This window comes from Microcoleus sp. (assembly GCF_049646505.1).
Lineage (GTDB): Bacteria > Cyanobacteriota > Cyanobacteriia > Cyanobacteriales > Microcoleaceae > Microcoleus.
Map to the genome: position 1 here is coordinate 1 of NZ_JBARVX010000333.1, position 19,198 is coordinate 19,198.

Annotated in this window: 24 protein-coding genes and 2 pseudogenes; 17 read left to right on the plus strand and 9 right to left on the minus strand. The window is 44.2% G+C overall.

Annotated features, from left to right (window positions below; all coding sequences use genetic code 11):
• From WBA89_RS17005 to WBA89_RS17015, 3 genes and pseudogenes are all read left to right on the plus strand, one after another.
• Positions 1-94 (plus strand): annotated as a pseudogene (locus WBA89_RS17005) (IS1 family transposase); the annotation flags it as partial.
• An 892-nt stretch (positions 95-986) separates the two neighbouring features.
• A complete protein-coding gene (locus tag WBA89_RS17010; RefSeq protein WP_424408359.1) occupies positions 987-1,718 on the plus strand; it encodes a tetratricopeptide repeat protein in 732 nt (243 codons plus the stop codon).
• A 459-nt stretch (positions 1,719-2,177) separates the two neighbouring features.
• Positions 2,178-2,384, plus strand: coding sequence for a hypothetical protein (locus tag WBA89_RS17015; RefSeq protein WP_424408360.1), 207 nt, complete (start codon positions 2,178-2,180; stop codon positions 2,382-2,384).
• 212 nt (positions 2,385-2,596) lie between these two features.
• Here the strand turns inward: WBA89_RS17015 and WBA89_RS17020 are convergent, their stop codons facing one another.
• Positions 2,597-2,797, minus strand: coding sequence for a hypothetical protein (locus WBA89_RS17020; RefSeq protein WP_424408361.1), 201 nt, complete (start codon positions 2,795-2,797; stop codon positions 2,597-2,599).
• Positions 2,798-3,122: 325 nt separating this feature from the next.
• On the opposite strand from WBA89_RS17020, the gene WBA89_RS17025 reads away from it, so the two are divergent.
• From WBA89_RS17025 to WBA89_RS17035, 3 genes are all read left to right on the plus strand, one after another.
• Positions 3,123-3,446, plus strand: coding sequence for a hypothetical protein (locus WBA89_RS17025; RefSeq protein WP_424408362.1), 324 nt, complete (start codon positions 3,123-3,125; stop codon positions 3,444-3,446).
• A 48-nt stretch (positions 3,447-3,494) separates the two neighbouring features.
• The gene (locus tag WBA89_RS17030) at positions 3,495-3,836 is read left to right on the plus strand and encodes an HNH endonuclease (RefSeq protein WP_424408363.1); all 342 of its coding nucleotides are present in this window, start codon (positions 3,495-3,497) and stop codon (positions 3,834-3,836) included.
• A 334-nt stretch (positions 3,837-4,170) separates the two neighbouring features.
• Complete coding sequence (locus WBA89_RS17035; RefSeq protein ID WP_424408364.1) at positions 4,171-5,604, plus strand: RNA-guided endonuclease InsQ/TnpB family protein; 1,434 nt, start codon at positions 4,171-4,173, stop codon at positions 5,602-5,604.
• Positions 5,605-5,642: 38 nt separating this feature from the next.
• On the opposite strand, the gene WBA89_RS17040 is transcribed toward WBA89_RS17035, so the two are convergent.
• The 6 genes from WBA89_RS17040 to WBA89_RS17065 all read right to left on the minus strand — a co-directional run bounded on the left by WBA89_RS17040 (position 5,643) and on the right by WBA89_RS17065 (position 9,108).
• Positions 5,643-5,798 (minus strand): hypothetical protein, encoded by a 156-nt coding sequence (locus tag WBA89_RS17040; protein WP_424408365.1) that lies wholly within the window; start codon positions 5,796-5,798, stop codon positions 5,643-5,645.
• A 176-nt stretch (positions 5,799-5,974) separates the two neighbouring features.
• A complete protein-coding gene (locus WBA89_RS17045; protein ID WP_424408366.1) occupies positions 5,975-6,262 on the minus strand; it encodes a hypothetical protein in 288 nt (95 codons plus the stop codon).
• Positions 6,263-6,371: 109 nt separating this feature from the next.
• A complete protein-coding gene (locus tag WBA89_RS17050; protein WP_424408367.1) occupies positions 6,372-7,649 on the minus strand; it encodes an RNA-guided endonuclease InsQ/TnpB family protein in 1,278 nt (425 codons plus the stop codon).
• 215 nt (positions 7,650-7,864) lie between these two features.
• The gene (locus tag WBA89_RS17055) at positions 7,865-8,008 is read right to left on the minus strand and encodes a hypothetical protein (RefSeq protein ID WP_424408368.1); all 144 of its coding nucleotides are present in this window, start codon (positions 8,006-8,008) and stop codon (positions 7,865-7,867) included.
• A gap of 42 nt (positions 8,009-8,050) precedes the next feature.
• The gene (locus WBA89_RS17060; protein ID WP_424408369.1) at positions 8,051-8,617 is read right to left on the minus strand and encodes a hypothetical protein; all 567 of its coding nucleotides are present in this window, start codon (positions 8,615-8,617) and stop codon (positions 8,051-8,053) included.
• Between the two features lie 161 nt (positions 8,618-8,778).
• Complete coding sequence (locus tag WBA89_RS17065) at positions 8,779-9,108, minus strand: hypothetical protein (protein WP_194060993.1); 330 nt, start codon at positions 9,106-9,108, stop codon at positions 8,779-8,781.
• 463 nt (positions 9,109-9,571) lie between these two features.
• Between WBA89_RS17065 and WBA89_RS17070 the strand changes: the two genes are divergently transcribed.
• The 7 genes from WBA89_RS17070 (at position 9,572) to WBA89_RS17100 (ending at position 15,449) form a co-directional block, all read left to right on the plus strand.
• Entirely contained in the window at positions 9,572-10,225 is a 654-nt protein-coding gene (locus tag WBA89_RS17070) for a Uma2 family endonuclease (protein ID WP_424408380.1), read from the plus strand.
• Between the two features lie 51 nt (positions 10,226-10,276).
• The gene (locus WBA89_RS17075) at positions 10,277-10,648 is read left to right on the plus strand and encodes a hypothetical protein (RefSeq protein ID WP_424408370.1); all 372 of its coding nucleotides are present in this window, start codon (positions 10,277-10,279) and stop codon (positions 10,646-10,648) included.
• A 181-nt stretch (positions 10,649-10,829) separates the two neighbouring features.
• Entirely contained in the window at positions 10,830-12,608 is a 1,779-nt protein-coding gene (locus WBA89_RS17080) for a hypothetical protein (protein ID WP_424408371.1), read from the plus strand.
• Entirely contained in the window at positions 12,601-13,113 is a 513-nt protein-coding gene (locus WBA89_RS17085) for a hypothetical protein (RefSeq protein WP_424408372.1), read from the plus strand. Before WBA89_RS17080 ends, WBA89_RS17085 begins: the two co-directional genes overlap by 8 nt.
• Before the next feature lie 43 nt (positions 13,114-13,156).
• Positions 13,157-13,657 carry a hypothetical protein gene (locus WBA89_RS17090; protein WP_424408373.1) on the plus strand — a complete coding sequence of 167 codons (501 nt, stop codon included), beginning with the start codon at positions 13,157-13,159 and terminating at the stop codon, positions 13,655-13,657.
• The gene (locus WBA89_RS17095) at positions 13,654-13,902 is read left to right on the plus strand and encodes a hypothetical protein (protein ID WP_424408374.1); all 249 of its coding nucleotides are present in this window, start codon (positions 13,654-13,656) and stop codon (positions 13,900-13,902) included. The genes WBA89_RS17090 and WBA89_RS17095 overlap by 4 nt, the downstream gene beginning before the upstream one ends.
• 425 nt (positions 13,903-14,327) lie before the next feature.
• The gene (locus tag WBA89_RS17100) at positions 14,328-15,449 is read left to right on the plus strand and encodes a DUF6753 family protein (RefSeq protein WP_424408375.1); all 1,122 of its coding nucleotides are present in this window, start codon (positions 14,328-14,330) and stop codon (positions 15,447-15,449) included.
• A gap of 197 nt (positions 15,450-15,646) precedes the next feature.
• Here the strand turns inward: WBA89_RS17100 and WBA89_RS17105 are convergent, their stop codons facing one another.
• On the minus strand, positions 15,647-15,964 hold the full coding sequence (locus WBA89_RS17105) for a hypothetical protein (RefSeq protein WP_424408376.1): 318 nt from the start codon (positions 15,962-15,964) through the stop codon (positions 15,647-15,649).
• Positions 15,965-16,207: 243 nt separating this feature from the next.
• Here WBA89_RS17105 and WBA89_RS17110 point away from each other — a divergent pair, with 243 nt between their 5' ends.
• The 4 genes from WBA89_RS17110 (at position 16,208) to WBA89_RS17125 (ending at position 18,729) form a co-directional block, all read left to right on the plus strand.
• On the plus strand, positions 16,208-17,506 hold the full coding sequence (locus WBA89_RS17110; protein ID WP_424408377.1) for an RNA-guided endonuclease InsQ/TnpB family protein: 1,299 nt from the start codon (positions 16,208-16,210) through the stop codon (positions 17,504-17,506).
• Positions 17,507-17,581: 75 nt separating this feature from the next.
• Positions 17,582-17,917: a nucleotidyltransferase domain-containing protein gene (locus WBA89_RS17115; RefSeq protein WP_424408378.1), complete on the plus strand. Its 336-nt coding sequence runs from the start codon at positions 17,582-17,584 to the stop codon at positions 17,915-17,917.
• Positions 17,914-18,309, plus strand: coding sequence for a HEPN domain-containing protein (locus tag WBA89_RS17120; protein ID WP_333148099.1), 396 nt, complete (start codon positions 17,914-17,916; stop codon positions 18,307-18,309). Before WBA89_RS17115 ends, WBA89_RS17120 begins: the two co-directional genes overlap by 4 nt.
• Positions 18,310-18,549: 240 nt before the next feature.
• On the plus strand, positions 18,550-18,729 hold the full coding sequence (locus tag WBA89_RS17125; protein ID WP_424408379.1) for a hypothetical protein: 180 nt from the start codon (positions 18,550-18,552) through the stop codon (positions 18,727-18,729).
• Between the two features lie 136 nt (positions 18,730-18,865).
• On the opposite strand, the pseudogene WBA89_RS17130 reads toward WBA89_RS17125, so the two are convergent.
• Positions 18,866-19,198 (minus strand): annotated as a pseudogene (locus tag WBA89_RS17130) (hypothetical protein); the annotation flags it as partial.

The following is a 19,198-nucleotide window of genomic DNA, read 5'->3' on the forward strand; positions in this document are numbered from 1 at the left end:
AAAAACTCTTTCCTTCTCTAAAAAACTCTCCAATCATATAGGAGTAATTTGGTATTTTATTCATGAGTATAACGCGAGTTTACTTATAAATTAAAATCCTTAATCTTCCTTGCTATGCAGGACTACCCAATATAAATATAAAGGTCGGAGAATTATATTAATTTGGGATGGAGCTAGTTATCATAAATATGGAGAGTTTAGAGATTTCTTATCAACAGTAAATAGTGACAAAGAACCTGAGAATTGGTCAATTACTTGTATTTTATTTGCTCCCAATGCCCCCCAACAGAATCCCGTTGAAGATATTTGGTTACAAGCTAAAAACTTTTTAAGAAAGTATTGGTATTTATGTAGGTCTTTTAAGATTATCAAATTTTTGTTTGAGTTCTTCACTAAGGAACATAAATTTGATTTTCCCAAAATTCATCAATATTGTACATAGAAAATCATTTAGGATCGCTATATGAAGGTTGATTTTTGATGATTTGACCAACGAAAAAGTCTCTGAAAATCTGGATAAATATCAATCTCACTCTTTTCATAAAGACTAATCCACTCTCCAATAGACATTGAGTAGCTATCAGTCCTAATTTGTTGCCTTATTTTATCAATCTCATCTTGCAAGGACATAGTTCTAGGTGTGTTAAATGTATTACGTTTAACTATTGTAGACTCCGTGCTTTTGGGCAATAGCGAGAAGCAAGCGATAGCTAATAATACCGCAATTATTGAATGCCTAATCCTATTTTTTTCATCAAGCCCTCTTCAACGCTTTAAAATGGTGCTTCCCACACTGGGGTTAGCGAAAGTAGCCTAAAAGTTATCTGTAAGCACTCAAAGCCAAGCTATCAGACATTGTAGAGTATTGTAGTATACTCGATCAAGCTTTCAGAGTTAACAGGAATTCATCTGGGAATGCAAATTGAACCCTACGATCCTCGCCACCTTGATGCTATTATTCGTCTTTCGCATGGGGGAGAAAATTTATGGATTTGGAAAAACTACTTCAATCCGGAGATTTAGCACAGCAAGCTGGTGAATATGTTGAGGCTGAGTCAATATGGAGGCGTTTTCTGAAGCACGATCCTGGTAATGCGTATGTCTACCTCAAGCTAGGAATGGCTTTGGATTATCAAGGTCAAGGTGAGAAAGCGATCTGGGCCTACCAAAACGCTATTAGGATTGCACCTAATTATTCAGCAGCTTACGTGAATATGGCTGCGACACTAGCCGAGCGGCAAAGATTTGAAGAGGCTATGACAGTCTATGGAAAAGCGACCGAGATTGATTCGAGCCAAGCACAGGCTTTTGTTGGTCTTGGTATGGTACTTATAAATCTAGAGAGATACGGCGAGGCAATTACTAATTTCCAACAGGCAATTCAGGTTGATCCTCAATCTGCAGCAGCACATTACCATTTAGGTGTTGCTTTGAATAAGCAGGGTAGATACGAAGATGCTATCAGCGTACTTCAGCGCGCCACCGAACTGGCACCCAATTCGGTTGTTGTATATCAATACCTCGGACAAATACTTGGTAATCAAGGTCGATTTGATGCAGCGATTGCAGCATTTGAAGAAGCGATAGAACTCGATCCAAGCTATGCGGCAGCTTACTATAACCTGGGATTTGTGCTCAATGCTGTAGACAGAACGGAAGAAGGAAAAGCAGCCATCCAAAAAGCTTTGTTATTAACACGTGAACAGGCCGATGGGTAAAAAAAGCAGTATAGTCCAGTTCGGATCTCTATTTATAGCGGTTCTAATTAGAGCTTTACGAGAATTGCAGGTACGACCAATGCTTGGAGAGTAAAGTGTACCGCTAGATTTATAGTTTGAAATTTGATGCAAGCGATCGTATTCCATCCTTCAACTTAATGCTGTAGAGAGAGGAAAGTTTTAGAACTGCCTACTAAAACACGACCAAATCCTCTACCAATTTGAAGCATTTGAATTTTTTCACTTTGCAGATGCGGAACGCTGGGGAATTTAGGCTGCAAACAATCAGAGGGGATTTGTTGTGAAATCTCGAAGACTGCAATCACGGTTCCGCGATCGCCACCAACACCCCCCATTTTTGGCAAACTAAAACCCAACCTCAACCCGCCCCCCATACCCAAACTCCCCGAATGCGACCGCTGCCTCCTCTGGGCCCGCAACCCACACCTCGTCTGTGCCGTGCATCCCGCAGGCCCGACTGCCGACACTTGCATTGACTTTCGAGAAGACCCCAACGCCGCATCAGAGGAATTGTGGGAACCCGAAGGAGCGAGTTACTACAACGGCGAACTCATCCTGCAACCGAGGCAGCGGTGGACACGCCTTGCAACAGTTAGAACTTTTGGACACGCACCCACTGTTTACCGGCAGATGTCCCCAATGTGAAATGACTTATCCCCAATATGAAATGCCCCCGGTGCATTGGGATTGCCCGGAGTGCGGGTGGATGGACGATTCGGTGTGAAGCGATGGTTCGCAACGATAATTATCAGCAACGGGAAAACACTCGCTCGACACCCCACTTGAAAGTGCAGCCGACTAATCCCCCAACAAACACCCAAAACGCGCCTTGAGGCCACACAGTTAACAACACCAACTTATGTGGCCACCATTGCCACGCACCAAACAGCATTGCAGTAAAGAGCGAGTTCGGTTATTTTGCTGGCGGTTGCTTCGCCCAGCCAAAAGCCCTGCCATAGCCCGCAGGTGCAAGCGATCGCCAGTTCGATTGCCAGCACGAAGTTCAAGAAGTTGGTGGCATTGCTGAGGAAGTCGTGCAGGAAAGTTAGTGAATTCATAAAGTTGATTTTTAGGACAACTTGAGCTAGGCTGATCAACAAGACCTTGTGGTTGCTGAACGAGCTAATCGAGCGTCAGCCCAGTTTAACAGCTAAAAAATAAGAAGATTTTGGACAGGAGCAACCGTGAGCTTAATTAATCTTGTCATACCTTCGCCACCCGGTACTACTGCCGGCATTGGTACAATCTTAAAACTGATGCGGGATAATCCCCAACGTGTCTTAAAAGTCGTACACTTGTACCGCGAGCATCCTGAAAGTACCAGCACTTTTATTGCATTTTTTAGAGAACCAAATTCAGTTTTTCAAATTACAGCAGTTCTCAATGTGTGGGGTACGTCCTTTGGATACACCGGGGAAGCGCCTCGCGCTTTGGCGTGCAATTCGCTCTGCAATTGAAGACTTAGGACTTCCTTTTGAACAGCACGAGTGGCGGGAGTTTTCCCATCTAAAAACAGGGTTGACCCATCGGGATTGGTCTGAGGGCGATTCCTTATCCCTAGAGTACGCAAACAAATGGGAGGAGCTTCTGATCGATCGCTGCTACTCCTCTTTGACTGAATTATTGCCGTCAGAACCTTACACCGTTGACCAGTTTAACGAAACTTGGAGAAATCGCTGGGAATCCAGACATCAGAGGAATTCCTAGTCTATAAAATACAGCAGAAGCGATCGTGCCAATTGTGAGAATTGAGCTATGGCTAAACCAAAGAGGTATCCCGATAATTGGCAACAGATTGCGCTCTCGGTGAAAGAAAACGCAGGGTGGCGTTGTGCTAAGTGCCATCAACAATGCCTCCTACCCGGTAAACAAAGCGGCTTAACCAAATCTGAACGATGTGCCTTAACTTTGGCGGTACACCATCGCAATCGGATACCGGAGGACAACCGCCCTGAAAACTTAATCGCTCTGTGTACCGCGTGTCACCTGTCCTATCACAATCGCGGTCAATCAAACGTATCGCCAGGGCAATTATCCTTGTTCCCCGATGATGGCATTGACTGGGATATTATGGAGTGCTCTCTGGAATCGGCATGAAACAATGTATCCGATCCGAATCCGCTGGTGTCCGCTTACTTTGTTTAAAGGTAGCTTTACAGTTTTCCAGCGCGAGCGTGTTCGCCATTGAAGAGGAAATTTCGTATTTTTGTTTAACTACCAGCCGGGAAGTCCCTCGGTATATTTAGAGGGGATTAATCTGAGCGCTGCGCGAAGTACCCCGAATAAATTACCGCAGGGATGAAAGGCTCGTCGGGTGTAGGTACGGAAACCGACAATTAGACATTGCGAGTACCTTTAACTTTGATGTACTTCCTAGATATTAAAACAAAAGAAATGGTATATTAAGGTAGGTCGAAAAAAGAAGCTAAAAATGCAACTCACTTACAAATACCGCCTCAAACCAACCAAGCCCCAACTAGCAACTATTGTGGCTCATTTAGAACTCTGCTGTCGGCAGTACAACTACCGACTCGGCGAAAGATTTAGGTGGTGGGAAACCACGAGAACACCTATCAACGCCTGCCCATTGATTGTTTCGATAGTCCCTGTTGAGGAGATTTATCGAAATATTCCCTTGACTAGAGTGCAAACTAGGGATGGCAGAAAAAAGGATGAGTCAGGCAATCCTCTAACCAGGAAAGGTGATGTTTTCTCAAACACTGAAGGCGGATATGTACAGTGGCAGACGATACAATTAGCTGACCTGAAAAACACTAAAAAATTATTGCCTGATTATAAAGTGTTAGATTCCCAGGTTTTGCAAGATGTCGTCAACCGAGTTGAAACTTCCTTTTCAAACTTCACCACGCCCGACAAAAACGGCAATCGTAGAGGCAAGCCAAGATTCAAAGGGCTTCACTACTACAAATCCTTCACTTACCCTCAATTAGACAACTTAGATATTGTCAAAGATGAACAAAACAGGATTTGTATTAGCCTCACAAAAATAGGTCAAGTGCCTATGGTCTTTCACCGTCCCATACCAAAAGGATTCAAAGTTAAGACGGGTACAGTTATCAGAAAAGCAGATGGGTGGTATATTTCCCTGACGCTAGAAGATAAAACGGTTCCCGTAACGGTTGCAGAAATTCAACCGACGGTCGAAAATACTGTTGGCATTGATTTGGGAGTCACTAATTACGTCTATCTTTCCAATGGCGAAAGAGTTGAGAATCCTAGATTTTTGAGGAAATCGGCTCAGAAATTAGCAAGGCTTCAAGCGAAGTTAGCTAATAGAGTCAAGGGTTCTCAACCTTGGAAAATAATCAAGGACAAGGTTTCCCAACTCCATCAGTTCGTAGCTATAGCTAGATTAGATTTTCAATTTAAAACTGCACATGAGCTACTTAGCAAGTGTGAGGTTTTAGTTGTTGAAGATTTGAGCGTCAAAAATCTAACTAGACGTGCCAAGCCCAAGACTGATATTGAGAATGGTAATTTGGTTTATTTGCCTAACGGTCAGTCAGCTAAGAGTGGTTTGAATAAATCCATGCTTGATGCTGCTCACGGGCAATTCGCCAACGTTCTGAAATATGTCGCCTGGAAACTAGGTAAAAGTGTTTTATTTGTTGATCCAAAGGGAACTTCCCAGCACTGTTGGAACTGCCTCAACAAAGTCCCGAAAGAATTATCGGAACGGTGGCATTCTTGTCAATGTGGAGAATCTTTGGATCGAGATGAAAATTCAGCCAAACTCATAAGAAAAATTGGTCTGAGTTACAAAAGTGGCGGGGGAACTCCGTCACTCAAAAAAGCCTTTGAAAAAAAGGAAAAAGAAGCCTGCGGTCTAACTGTACTCAGTTGACCGTCAGGTTCGTTCACGTATCTTCCCGTGCAGTAACTTCATCGGTTTGCCAGGATTCGCTTGAGCCGCTTCTTGGCTAATTCCCACAGTTCTTGAGAGTCTTCTGATTCCTGATTTGGAGCCAACTCAGTTGCTTGGGATGTTTCAATATTTACGGAAAATTCTGGTTGGATAGTTCTTTCAGGAGCTCTCATTTCCACTCACTTAAGCCAGGCACGAGTGCTGGAAATTCATCCAATTTGCAGCTAATCCAAGCAGCGCGTTTGCGGAGCGAAATCAAGAATTTCCCAACGCTCTCGCCCCTCATCCACAAAAAACAAAACTCGCCCAGCGACGCCCGCTGCTGGGCTGTTTCGCGAACGGCAGACCGCTACTCCTTGTGCTGGTCAACTAAAGCAATGAGTTTAGCGATCGCTTTCTGTTCTTCTAGAAGTAGTTCTTTGAGCTGGCGCATCTGTTCTTGATTTGGGGGTCTATGTACCAAGTCATCAACGAAGTCTAGCAGGGGAGACTTTCTAAAAGGTCTACCCAAAGCAGCTTCATCTCGCAAACGCTTGGTTCGCTCCAGCTTCGACAGTTGCAATCGGTTTTTATCCTGACGGCGTGCGATAAGTCCGTCAAGTCTTTGACATTCGTTCCCAGTCTTCTTCGTCTCCATAGATGTCTTTCACTTGTTGTTTTAACTCGGTTATCTGTTCGCTAAGACTTGCCACCTGGTCTTCAATGGCATCGGTTTTGTCTTCGTGACGTACTCCCAACGCTTACCTCTACGAGGTACAGCGTGGGCTTCTCCTCCGAGAGTTCCCGGATTCGCGTTTTTGAGTGAGGCGAACGCCCAACCCCACTTTTTTGATGAGAATTCCAGAATTCAGATCGCGAGGCATGGATGCACCACAAGCACAGTCATGCCACCTATCACTTAGCTCTTTTGGAACTTTATTGAGACACATTGCACAATGTTGAGACGTTCCTGCTGGATTGACTTTTACGACCAACCGCCCAGCTCTTGCAGCCTTGTACGGTAGGATTTCGTTAAGGAACCCAGCTATTCCAGCATCAGCAAAACTTTTGTTCAACCCCGACTTAGCGGATTGACCATTCGGCAAAAACTTACCCTCTTTATCCTGTTTGGGTTGATTGCGTTTTGCCAGATTGGAAACCTTGAGGTTTTCTACAAAGATAACCTCAGCTCGATCTACTAATTCACCAGCTAACTCAAAGTGCCATTGCTTGCGCCCTCTTGCTATTTTTTGGTGCAGCTTGGCAATGCGGTGATTGAGCTTTCGGTACGCTGTAGAACCTTTTTTTCTATGCTCTCGCTTGGACTGTAATTTGGCTAGCTTCTCTTCGGATTGTCGGTAAAACTTTGGAGGTTTTACCATCGTGCCGTCAGAACAAGCTGCGAAATATTCTAGACCTACATCGACACCAATACTGTTAGCTTCTGTCGGCTCAATGTCGATGGCTGGATTGTCCGGGACTGAAACGTCTAAGAGGGTTAGCGTCACATACCAACCATCAGACTTGAAAGTGACTATTGCCCGTTTGATGGTGAATCCGTCTGGAACAGGGCGATGTTGGATGAATTTGATTTTCAAGAGCTTTGGAAGTTCAATGCGATTACCAAGGATGCAGGCAGGTTTTACCCGTTGATAAGCAAAAGTGCGATAGCGATTCTTGCCCTTGAAACGGGGTTTTCCACTTCGCTTACCGCTGCTGTCACCTTTGATGAACCTGGAGAAAGCCAAGTCAACGCGCTTCACCATATCTTGCAAGACATCAGCATGGATATCTTGATACCATTCCCGTTCTGCCTTGAGAGCCACCAAAGAACGCTTTTGTCCGTAATACTCAGGTTGTTCTCTCGGCTCAGCAATGCTGCACACCAAGGGGCAAGCGTTAATATGGCAGCGGTTCATTTCGTACCAATCAAATCTATCTGCCAACAAATAGTTGTACTGATGGCGCAACATATCGAGCCATCGCTCCATTCGGCAGCGCTGCTCATGAGTTGGCAGTAGTTTGTATTGGTAAGCTAATTTCATGCCATAATTATAGCGAATATCTATATTTATGCTATATGCAACAAGTTAACTTTAGGATTGCAGATCGCGAAAAATCCCACTTGGAGCGGTACTGTGAACTTACAGAGAGAACGATTAGTGATGTACTTCGACAATACATTAGGAGTTTGTCTGTCTCCGGGGTATTGAACCCCATTGACAGACCCGCCCTTCCTCTCAACACTGACCCTCCGGGTTCAGTGTGAGGCTCCTGGCGGAATTAGCTGGATTTCCAAAGAAATCTCTACAGATTCAACGTATTCTGTTAACTTTTGTATGGCATCTGGTTGGGGCTTGTCACCGTTAGGCGTATCGCCGTTTAGTCCGTTGCAGTTGGTCATAGTCATGCCTCGCGGGTGTTTGATACATGAAACTGGCGATCGCTATCGATCGTCCCTCCCGTCGCCTGGAGATGGTGCGCTTGATGCGTTGGAGTCGCTAGCTATTCGCCAGCATAGTGCGCTTGCTAGTTGGTTTTGTTCGACGCGATCGAGAACTCGCACTGTGGGAAACCAAGCCTGCAAGTGTGATAAATCGCTGTTGACGCTTCCCGAATATGCTTGGAACGGGTCGCTCTCCAAAGCAACGAAGGTTCGTAAAACGTACAGTTCATCCAATTTGAGTCCATCTAATCGGTTGATTAGGGATTCTAGGGAATATTTTCGGGGCGCTGCGTATCCCGCAATCCCTTGCTCCTCCAGTTGCCACCAACTAATCACCTTGGCTCGTTCGATGGCACAAAAAATCTCTGACTTGCGGACGCACACATAAATCGGTTGTCCGTCTTCCTTGAGCAAATTGTCTTGGTCATCCAACAAACAACCGGTGACGGTTTCAGAGCGAACGTTGGTCACTTCCATGCGTCCCACTGCGGTAGTGACGCGGGGATTGGGTATTTCTACAAAGCTGGGTTGGGCGGGTTGCGATGGCTGCCCGTAATCTGCGAACATAAAATTGCTCCTTGATAGCTGGGTCTTATCAGCGAATGGGAGAAGTCCCGGCATCTGTGTTTGCAGCACTGCGCCGGGGCGTCACTCCCACCCTAAAACCTGCGATTAGGGCTGTCAAGAAGTTTACCGTATATTAGAAGGTATTAATTTCGGGTGATTTGCTAGCGCGATGATTTGAGGCGATCGGCAATGATGCTGGAGAGTTCGGGATTATTGCCCGCCGCGTCGAGGATGGAACGGAGAGAATTGGCATAAGCTAGCGTTCTTTCGTACTGTTCGGGCATTTTCTCGAAATCGATGCCGCTTCCCCATTTACTCGAAATAGTCTCTGTTTGCACCGCCAGGATGCGACTCAACAAGCGAACGCACTCGGCTCTATAGCCCCTCGTAGCTTCCATCTGGGCATCGGCATCAAACCACTGCCTACAAAACTCTCGTGCTTTCACAGGTTTTACAAATTTATCTATAGAACGTCTTTTTAGTGCAAACATAAACTACCTCGTTTACCATATATGTTATGGTATCTTATAGAGATAGAATCGCTTGAGTTTACACGATAATATCATGTAATGAATGCTGAAAACTCCGTAGTGGTGGTGTTCGCCAAGCTGTGGTGCAGTACGGTTCGTTTGCGACAACAATCAAGAAACGGAATATTAAAGGTATAACAGGGGAGCAAACTATGACCGAATCCGCTAGAGCCGTCAGAGCCTTGGTACAAATAGGTTCCTTAACAGTCGATGGTTTTATACTGCCAGACGGGTCATATCGGATGAGCCAGACACAGGCGGCGGAAACGATTGATGAGCCTCCGGTTTACGCATTACGTTTTTGCGATCCAATGGCTCTAAAGCTTTGCTAGGAGAGACGTATGCGGATTACACCGGAGCGTATGAGGAGTCCGGTTTAATTGCGATCGCAGTTCAAAACCAACAAGTCAGAGGAAACAGCAACATGAGCCAAACCCAAACAATCCCTCAAACCATCCCCCAAACAATCACGTTTGATGAGTTCGCAGCCTGGTATCCAGAGAACTCAGTCCGCCGCTACGAACTGCACAAAGGAGCAATTGTTGAAATGCCTTTAGGAACTGGCCCCCATTCCCGTGTTACAGGTTTTACCAGGGATGAAATCAGTGCAGAAATCAGGCGACTGAAATTGCCTTACTTTATCCCTGGTGACTGTCTGCTTAAACCCATTCGTGATGAGGCAGGTTATCAGCCCGACGTAATTGTCTTAGACCAAGTGGCGATCGCAAACGAACCGCGCTGGGATAGGGAATCCATCATCACGATGGGTTCTTCGGTGCGGCTGGCTGTAGAGGTAGTCAGTACGAATTGGCGGGATGATTATCATTTCAAATTTGCCGACTACGAAGAAATGGGCATCCCCGAATACTGGATTGCGGACTACCTCGGTTTGGGCGGTCGCAAGTTCATCGGCACTCCCAAACAACCCACGCTCACGGTTTGCCAGTTGGTTGACGGCGAGTATCAAATCAGCCTGTTTCGGGGAGATGACCGAGTTGAGTCGCTGGCTTTCCCAGAGTTGAACTTGACTGCCGAGTTGATTTTTAGAGCCGGTCTGCCCTTAACCGAGCCGAGCTAGAAGGACTGGGGGGCGATCGGGCAAATAGGTTCCTTCATAGTCGATGGGTTCATGCTGCCAGATGGCTCGTATCGGATGTCTCTGACTCAGACAGCGGGAAGTGTGGGAAAACCAGCTAGAAGCACTTTCGATTTTTTGCGTTCAAAAGTTCTGAAACGGTTGCTCTCTGAGGCTGGAGGCACTTTCGATTTTTTGGCAGAAGACACCGTTGCAGCCATTTCAACAGATGCCTACGCAGTCGAACAGTTTTCGGTAGACCTTGGGGGTCAACTACCCAGCATCAAGCGGGATACCGCCGGAGATGTAGGCGATTATCTGAACTCCACCGCAATGGAGAAAACCTTTGCAGGATTTGGGCTTTGGTTTCACCGCTCGATACATCAGGGGATGCTGACAACCCACATTCCGCACTTCTTAACATAGTCAAAAATATGTTGACGAGAAAACGTCTAAATGCAGTCTGTCCCCGCCATTTGGAGAAAGCAGTCTGTCCCCGCCATTTAGAGGGGGCTATTTTAACTATCCAAAACCACCGAAATTGGTGAGGTCAAACTTAAATTGAAGCCAATACTATCATTTTATAACGTAATAAAAGCCAGCGATTATGAAGAAAAAACCCTCAATACCAGATGCGATTCTGGCTATAGATTTTGGCGGCTTATCTACTAGAGTTTTCTGCCAAAGCTCGCAAGCAGGCAGTAAAGCAAGCTCCTTTGTAATGGAATCGCAAATGGGGCCGGTAAGCCAAGACATAGCCAATTGTTTCACCAAACCCAACCTTGCATCAGCATCTCCCGAAAATATTGCTTGGGTGGCAATTGGTAATGAATGCCGAGCCGTTGGCTACCTAGCAGCAGCGCAATTCAATGCTCACATCGGTTTAGCGGGACTAAAGTACAGTAGCGCTTTGTACAAAGCTCTAGCAGCTTTGTGGGTAGTGTCGCGGAAGTTAGATTTAGGCAATCAATTTAGCGCTGCGATATCCGTTTTCTTGCCCCCTGGCGAATTTAATGACTCCAAGCAATTTTTTGAGCTATTAAATCAATACTCTGCTTCATTTGAAACACCCACCGGCAAGCTCTCCGTCACCCTGGACAAAACCCAAGCTTTGCAAGAAGGCGGCGGCATTGCTTTAATCCACAACAGCAATTTAGGTTCAGCCTTCAAGCAGCGGGTAACTGCCTTTGTGATGGTAGGATTTCGCAATGCCTCGGTAATAGTTTCGGCACGCGGTGCAGTCGGTAAGGGCAAAACTTCAGACTTAGGAATGGTAAAGTTGGTGGATCTAGTTCAAGAGCGAACCTCTAACTACGATGCTTCCCGTTTGGCTTTATCAATCGCTCAAGCGGGCGTAAGCTACAACCGACCTTATTTTTACCGAATTGCTCGAAATCGAGAGGACGCAGCAAAAGATCGAGAAGTTGACCAATTGATTGAAGCAGTCAAGCTGTCTCGCTTCGACTACGCTCGAATGTTATCTCATTGGATTAATGAAGTGCTGCCGCCAGATTTAGATGAAATTGTCTTTTGCGGGGGAACTTCTGAATATATGAAGCCCGAACTGCGAAATCAGTTTTCTCATTATTCGCTGTCTTGGCACGCAGGCATAACAGTACCAAAAACACTCGATCCTGATGGTTTAGGTTGCCGTATCGCTGATGTTTACGGACTATTTTCTTACTTCAAATCTCAGTTTGAGGCACTGGGAAAAAGGTCTGTTGCGGCAACTTCTCAGAGGAGAGAAGTTGCAGCTTCCACTTCAGGAGATGCTCCAGTCCCTCCGACTGATATACAGAGTGTTAAAGAATGTGCTGAACAATCTACCAAGCCAAAATCCGAGAAATTTACTAACCCAAAATCTGAACAATCTACCAAGCCACAATCTGAGGAACCTACTAACCTAAAATCTGAACAGTCTACTAACCCAAAATCTGAACAATCTACCAAGCCACAATCTGAGGAACCTACTAACCTAAAATCTGAACAGTCTACCAAGCCAAAATCCAAGGAATTTACTAACCTAAAATCTGAACAATCTACTCACCCAGAATCTGAACAGTCTACTAACCTAAAATCTGATCAACCTACTGAACTCAAAAATGAGCAACTTACCAACGCTAAATTCGAGCCATCAACTAGCCCCAAACTCAAGGAGTCTACTGAACAAAAGAGTGAAAATTTTGCTGAAATCATAACTGAAAATCTTGCCCAAGATAATGCTGACTCAAGTATCAAAGATAGCTGCTTAGATGATTCTAATGAATTGAGTGATGACTCGAAGAAAGAACCTTTATTAGAGGAATCTGAAGCAAACTTAGATGCAGCTCTCTTATTGGGTGGGCCCTACCGAGGTTCTGGAAAGAAGGTGAGGAATTATGCCTAAAAAACGCTACAAACAATTTTGCTGGCGCTGTCAAGTTTTGCCAGATTCCGAAGACGCTATCTTGCTGTCTTACCTGCAAAATCATCCTTTTTTTAGTTTCAAGGAAACGATTTTACCTCTGATCAAAGCGCGGTGGCTGTTAGCATCATTACGCAATAGCGGTAGTCATTCTAGTACAGAATTAGAGTATTTGAGGCGAGAGAGCATTAATTTTTTGCTTAGGCAGATAGATGAAGTTTGCCGAGATGTGGGATTTAACTGTACCGAGTTAGGAGCAATTGCCCCTGGTATTTCTTCGGGTTTAATTCCTTTAGCTACTTTCTCTCACTTGTCGAATCCAGGTACATCTATTGCTACGGAATTAACTATCCCTGAGAGTTCAAATCCAGCAAGTTTGCCCGAAGAAAAAGAACCCGAGGACTTTTCGGGAGAACTTGAGTTTGAAAACAGCGCATTTAACTTAGCTGGTTTCGATCCAGCAATGGTTGGGCCTAGCTTTAGTTAAAAATTATTAAGTCTTGAATAGACATCCAGCAAGGAGGAATGAAATGACTAACATGATTCACTTGGTTGATGGCGAGAAAGGTGGCGTTGGCAAGTCGATGCTAACTCGGATTCTGGTTGAATTCAATCAGAAGTATGAACTGCTGTACACGTTAATTGATGGTGATTTTCAAAATCCTGACGTGCAGCAGCGCTATCCTGAGCACAATGCAAAAATCGTAGCTTTAGTTGAAGATGAAGAGAAGTTTTTCGATATCGATATTATTTTTGAAACAGCAGTAGAAACTCCTGTGATTGTCAATTTACCAGCTCGGGTTTACAGCATTATCAACAAATGGATTGACGAAGCTAATTTAACTTCTCCTGATTTTAAAGAGCAGTCAGGAGTTGATGTTTGCAAGTGGTTTATTTGCGGGGTACGACGGACAGTATTGAAATGTTTATTGACTCTTTCAACTACTTTGAAGGTCAGCTCAATCACATTTTTGTCCGCAATTTTGGAGTGTGCAAAGATTGGTCGCACGTACAAAGCCATAAGGAAATGAACAAGCTCATTAATAATTACCGAATTCCTGTCGTAGATTTGCCGGCTCTGAGTGCAAGAGAGCGCAAGTTTATTGATACGAAGCGGTTGTCATTTTCTCAAGCAATGAAACACTCTGAATTCTTCTTGATTAGTCAGCAGCGATTGCATACTTTTATGGAAGACTGTTTCCGTCTGATAGAAGATGTAGGTTTGTTTAACAACGTACCCAATCGCCATAAAAAAGAAGTGATAGACACGAACTAAAAAACAATGAGGAAATAAATGCAGACAGAGAATGAGCAACGAAATTAGCAATAGTTTGTAAACTCTCAGGAGGCTGTAATTTCCAGAAAAGGATATCGTACTATAGAACCCATTTGATATCTTTTTTTGAACAATAAAGCAGATAAATCATCCGTCAGGCATAACTTAATAGCCACAAGACGAGAAATCAGGTGGGGATGGCAACAAAAAAGCTGAAATCTATCTGGAATAAGGCTTGTGGCAACAGCAATAGATGTCAAATGGGTTCTATAGAATACGCGATGCTGAACAGCACAGGACTTACGCATGGCAACATAATTATGTCATTGACAAGTGTTACGAAGAATCTCAAACCCATAAAAAGCGTCGAGACTGCGTAAGTCCTACAGCATAAATATTAGGATTTTGATTAGCTAGGAGGTTGAATGTCCGATCGACTTTTAGAAGAACTTTCCGAAGTTGACTCTGAAGAGTTTGGCGAGATATTGGAAATGCCAACGGAAGAGGGCAGACTTAATAATGCCAAAAATAACTCCATACAATCCGCTGAAAATTCGCAAAGTTTGCCCGATTCTCCAGATACAGCCCCAGAAGATGCAGTAGAAGAAAAGTTGAAATCAAATGGGAGTAAGCTAAATGAAGAGGAGTTTTGGGAACTCATAGACGATGATTCGAGGGAAAGAGAAGCTCTGAACCGAGATCCTTTATCGGCCCCTCCCATGTACGAGAGAGATACTGAGTCACTAATCAGCCAGGTACTCAAGGGAAAAGACTCCAAATTTCGCTCTCATGTCATTCAGACAGCTTACCGATATGGCCTCAATAAAAATGACCCGCTTTTTATCGTATTGCTGGCGACAGGTCAACTCGAACTACTGTTAGAAAAAAAACCGCAAGAGATTGACCAGTTTTTTAAGAATTGGCAATCTAAATGGCAAGGTGATTTGAAAGATTCTCAAGCTGTCATCTCTCAAGAACTGGAACAAGTTCGCCAGCTTACTGAAAATTGGGAAAAAGAAAGCAGGGAGTTTTTAGAACGGCAGGGAAAAGCGGCTGTTAAGGTGCAACATCGCCACATTTCCAACTCAGTTTACACCCTAGTGCGACAAGCAGCTTTAGAGAAAGTTGCTCACGATATTTGGTCGGTGATTTTTGGAAGCGGGGTGGTATTAGGGGCAATGGCGATCGGGGCGTTTATCGGGTTAGCAGTACCCCGGTTCATTCCACCACCTGAACTCGACCCAAAAGGGCCGCGCCAGCTCACTTTAGAACAAGCCGTAGCGCTCGAATGGGGGCTGAGCAAAGAGGGTCAGTTTGCTCGCAAGAACGCGGATACAATTCAGTGGGCAACAAGCAATGAAGGGAAATATGCTCGCCAATTTATGAGCTGGAATCAAGCTTTGTTGAGCGAGAAAGGTGGCAAAAAACTGTGTGAAACTGAGATCAATCGATTGGGAGTGACGCTGACAGTAGAGGGTAAACCCGCACAAAAAGGATTTTGTACTTTGTGGACTAGAAATCCAAAAGAGCGAGTTTTCGCTCCCTGAGTAATTGCTTTTATTGGTAACAATTATTGCCGAGTTGCGCTCAAGCAAAAATGCGTTTTTCAGCGCTTTTTTTCTAGGGTCGGGAAAACTGCCAATGTCGGGGGAGGGAAACGATTGCTGAGCTGTAAAGTTTTAGAGTCATTGAGTTATTTTAGAATTGTGTTATGCCTCATCTAATCAAATCTAACCATTTGATATCAAATTTTCTTTTCAATCTGTTCCAAATATTGCATTTCACAAGGTGTGTGAACAACGCGCTGTTCGAGCAAATTCAGAATTTCTACTTCAAATGGATCGAGGTTCCCTGATTCAAAGAGCAGGGAGATGCGATCGCAAATTTCTTGAAGTCCTGGTTGATTGTCTAGCGGTACAACAGTGAGAGCCGAGTGCTTGAAGGTGTATAACTGCATGGTAATGGTAGGGATGTGTCGCATCCACACAGTGGCAGTTTTCTCCCCGACTGACTGAATGCGCCCCAATCGGCCGTTAACGTCTTGGCGATCGGGCGCGTACACCTCTACTAAGGAACCAATTTTGAGCGTCAGGTGGTGAGCGATGGCAGCTTGCTTTTCAGGTTTTACCCAATGACATCGCCCCTGTAAAGTTTTGGCAACTTGAGCCGGACGACTGCGAGCATCATTTGCCAGTATTATAAAACTTTATTAAGTTTGTAAGCAGTAGTAAGCAATGGTAGTATCATATAGTCATAAGGGTCAACTGATAGAATTATTGTAATCGTTAAAAAATGGAGAGTCTGAATGCAACTAGCAGAGAGACACATCATTAAATCCACCGAGAATCGTTTTGTTGAAATAGACGGATTAGCCTTTAAATCGAAAAATTTGTACAACGCCGCTAACTACATTATTCGTCAGAGTTTTGTCTATGGATGGGGTTATATAAATTACAACGAAATGAACCATTTAATGAAGTCTCATCAAGCATATAAGGAATTACCAGCCAAGGTAAGTCAACAAATATTAATGATATTGGACAAGAATTGGAAGTCTTTTTTTGAAGCAGTCAAAGCTTACAAAAGAGAACCCACGAAATTCACGGGTCGCCCGAAATTACCAAAGTACAAAGATAAAGTCAAGGGTCGGAATATTCTCGTCTATACAATTCAGGCGATTAGTCGCCAGCAACTAAAGAAAGGAATTATCAAGCTTTCCGGGACTAATATTTTAATTAAAACTAAGATAGAACAAGAGCAGATTTGTCAAGTTAGATTGGTTCCCAAATGCGATTGCTATGTAATTGAGGTAATTTACAATGCCTGTGCCCAGCGTAGTCGAAGTGAACCGGAGTCCACCGTGGATGAAAACCAAAAAGAATTAATAGCTAGTATTGATTTAGGATTGAATAATTTAATGGCGTTAACTTCAAATCAGCCGGGCTTTACCCCTCTGCTGATTAACGGGCGACCATTGAAATCAATTAATCAATTCTACAACAAACGTAAAGCACAGTTACAATCTCAGTTAAAAGGTCTGCGTAAAACTTCATCACGGATTCAACGCCTAACTCGTTGTCGAAACCAGAAAATCGATAATTACTTACACCATGCCAGTCGTGACATCATTAATATTTTAAGAGAACGAAAGATGGGAACTCTGGTAATTGGTAAAAATGTACAATGGAAAAACGAGATAAATTTAGGGAAACAAACTAATCAGAACTTCGTAACAGTTCCTCATGCTCGATTGATTGAGATGTTGGAATATAAGGCTGCATTGGTGGGAATAAGAGTGATGGTGCAGGAAGAATCGTATACTTCTAGATCCAGTTTCCTGAATTTAGACCCGATTCCTGTTTGCGGGGAGAATGATGCCGATCGTGTCAAGTTTTGCGGTAAACGAATTAAGAGAGGATTGTACAAAACATCGAGCGGTCGATTAATTAACGCTGATGTTAATGGATCTTATAATATCTTGAGAAAAGCAGTCCCAAATGCTTTTAGCGATGGGATAGAGAGCTGCGTAGTTCAGCCGAGGCGGGTTAATCCGCTTGAAGTAAAAAAGAAAGGGGAGGGACTTGATGCCTCCCATGTCATGTAATAGATGACTATACTTTTACAAGCTATATTGCCAATATCTTAGCTAAAAAAATCATCGATTAGCTTATAAACAACTATGCCAACTTCAACGATCGATGTTCAACTCAAAGAAATTATTGCCCAAATCCGCCAGGGATTAGAAAATCTTTATGGCGAACAGTTAAGCCGAATCATTCTCTATGGTTCCCAAGCCAGAGGCGATGCTAGACCGGACTCCGATATTGATATATTAATCCTTCTCAAAGAACCCTTCAATTACTCCCAAGAAAGCGAGCGTATTTCTGTTTTGATTGCCGATATATGCTTAGAACATACCGTCGTGATTAGCTGTATGTTTGCCACACTTCAGAAGTACCAAGAGTATGAAAGCGGTTTCTTTCGCAATATCCGTCGCGAAGGAGTCCCAATTTGAACCCAGAGCAAGAAAGGTTACTTGATAAAGCTGATAGAACTTTGCAGGCTGCACGGGTTTTATGTGAGCAAGGCTTTTTTGATTCTGCCGCTTCCCGCGCTTATTATGTGATGTTTTACATAGTCACTGCATTTTTAGAGTCAGAGAAATTATCTTATTCTCGCCACTCCGCTGTCATCGCCGGTTTCGGTCAAAAATTTGCTCGTTCGGGGCGGGTTCCGGTGCAGTTCCATCGTTACCTAATAGATGCTCAAAAAACTCGATTAGAAGCTGATTATAACGCTGATATACAAATCTCACAAACAGACGCAGTGCAAACAATAGATCGGGCAGAAGAAATGCTCAACTTTGCTTTGGCAAATATTGATTCTATTCCTCCATCCTCTCCTTGATTGAGGAGATAGCCTGCTTTCCACTCCTGCACCCGCCAACTAAAGAAACCGGGTTTTTCAGCAGATTCAACACTGTAATTCAGTATTTTCGTAAAAACCCCGGTTTCTGGGCCCTCCTCTTTGAGTCCTATATATTAACTTTTATTACAAAAACTCCGATTTTGCGTAAAAATACCCTGCAAAATCCCAATACACAATAGAAGGCTTTCACCTTCGGAGCAAATTCACTCCCCAAAAACTATGACAGCCACAACTATGCCGATCGCCCGATCGCCCCTTACAGCCACCGGAAGAGCCACCGCAACCGACGCAAAGGATCTCGCCCCCCTCTGGCAAGCATTCGCTGCTGAACGCGAAGCTATCGACCCCTCAATGCTAGTCAAACCTAACTTTGACTTTGAAAAATACGTCATCAATTAAATCAAAAAACTCCTTTCTTTCTGCTGGTTATTAGAACACAGCGACAGCATCATCGGTTGTCTATTTATCTACTATTACGACGAAGCGCCGCCTGCAAATCTCCCGGAATATTTGATTCAGCAACACCATGAGGCACTCAATCAAGTTTGTGTCTGTTCTCAACCTGTTCTAAATACTGCAATTCGGTGGGAGTAAGAACCGTTGATCTTTCTAACAAGTTCAGAATTTCGACTTCAAACGGATCTAGATTTCCTAATTGGTGAAGTCGGTCAGTGCGATCGCAAATTTCTTGAAGTCCCGGTTGATTTTCGAGCGGCACGACGGTGAGAGCTGAGTGTTTGAAGGTATGCAAATTCATGGCAAGAGTAGGGATGTGTCGCATCCACACGGTAGCTGTTTTCTCGCCCACTGACTGAATGCGCCCCAACCGGCCGTTAACGTCTTGGCGATCGGGCGCGTACACTTCCAC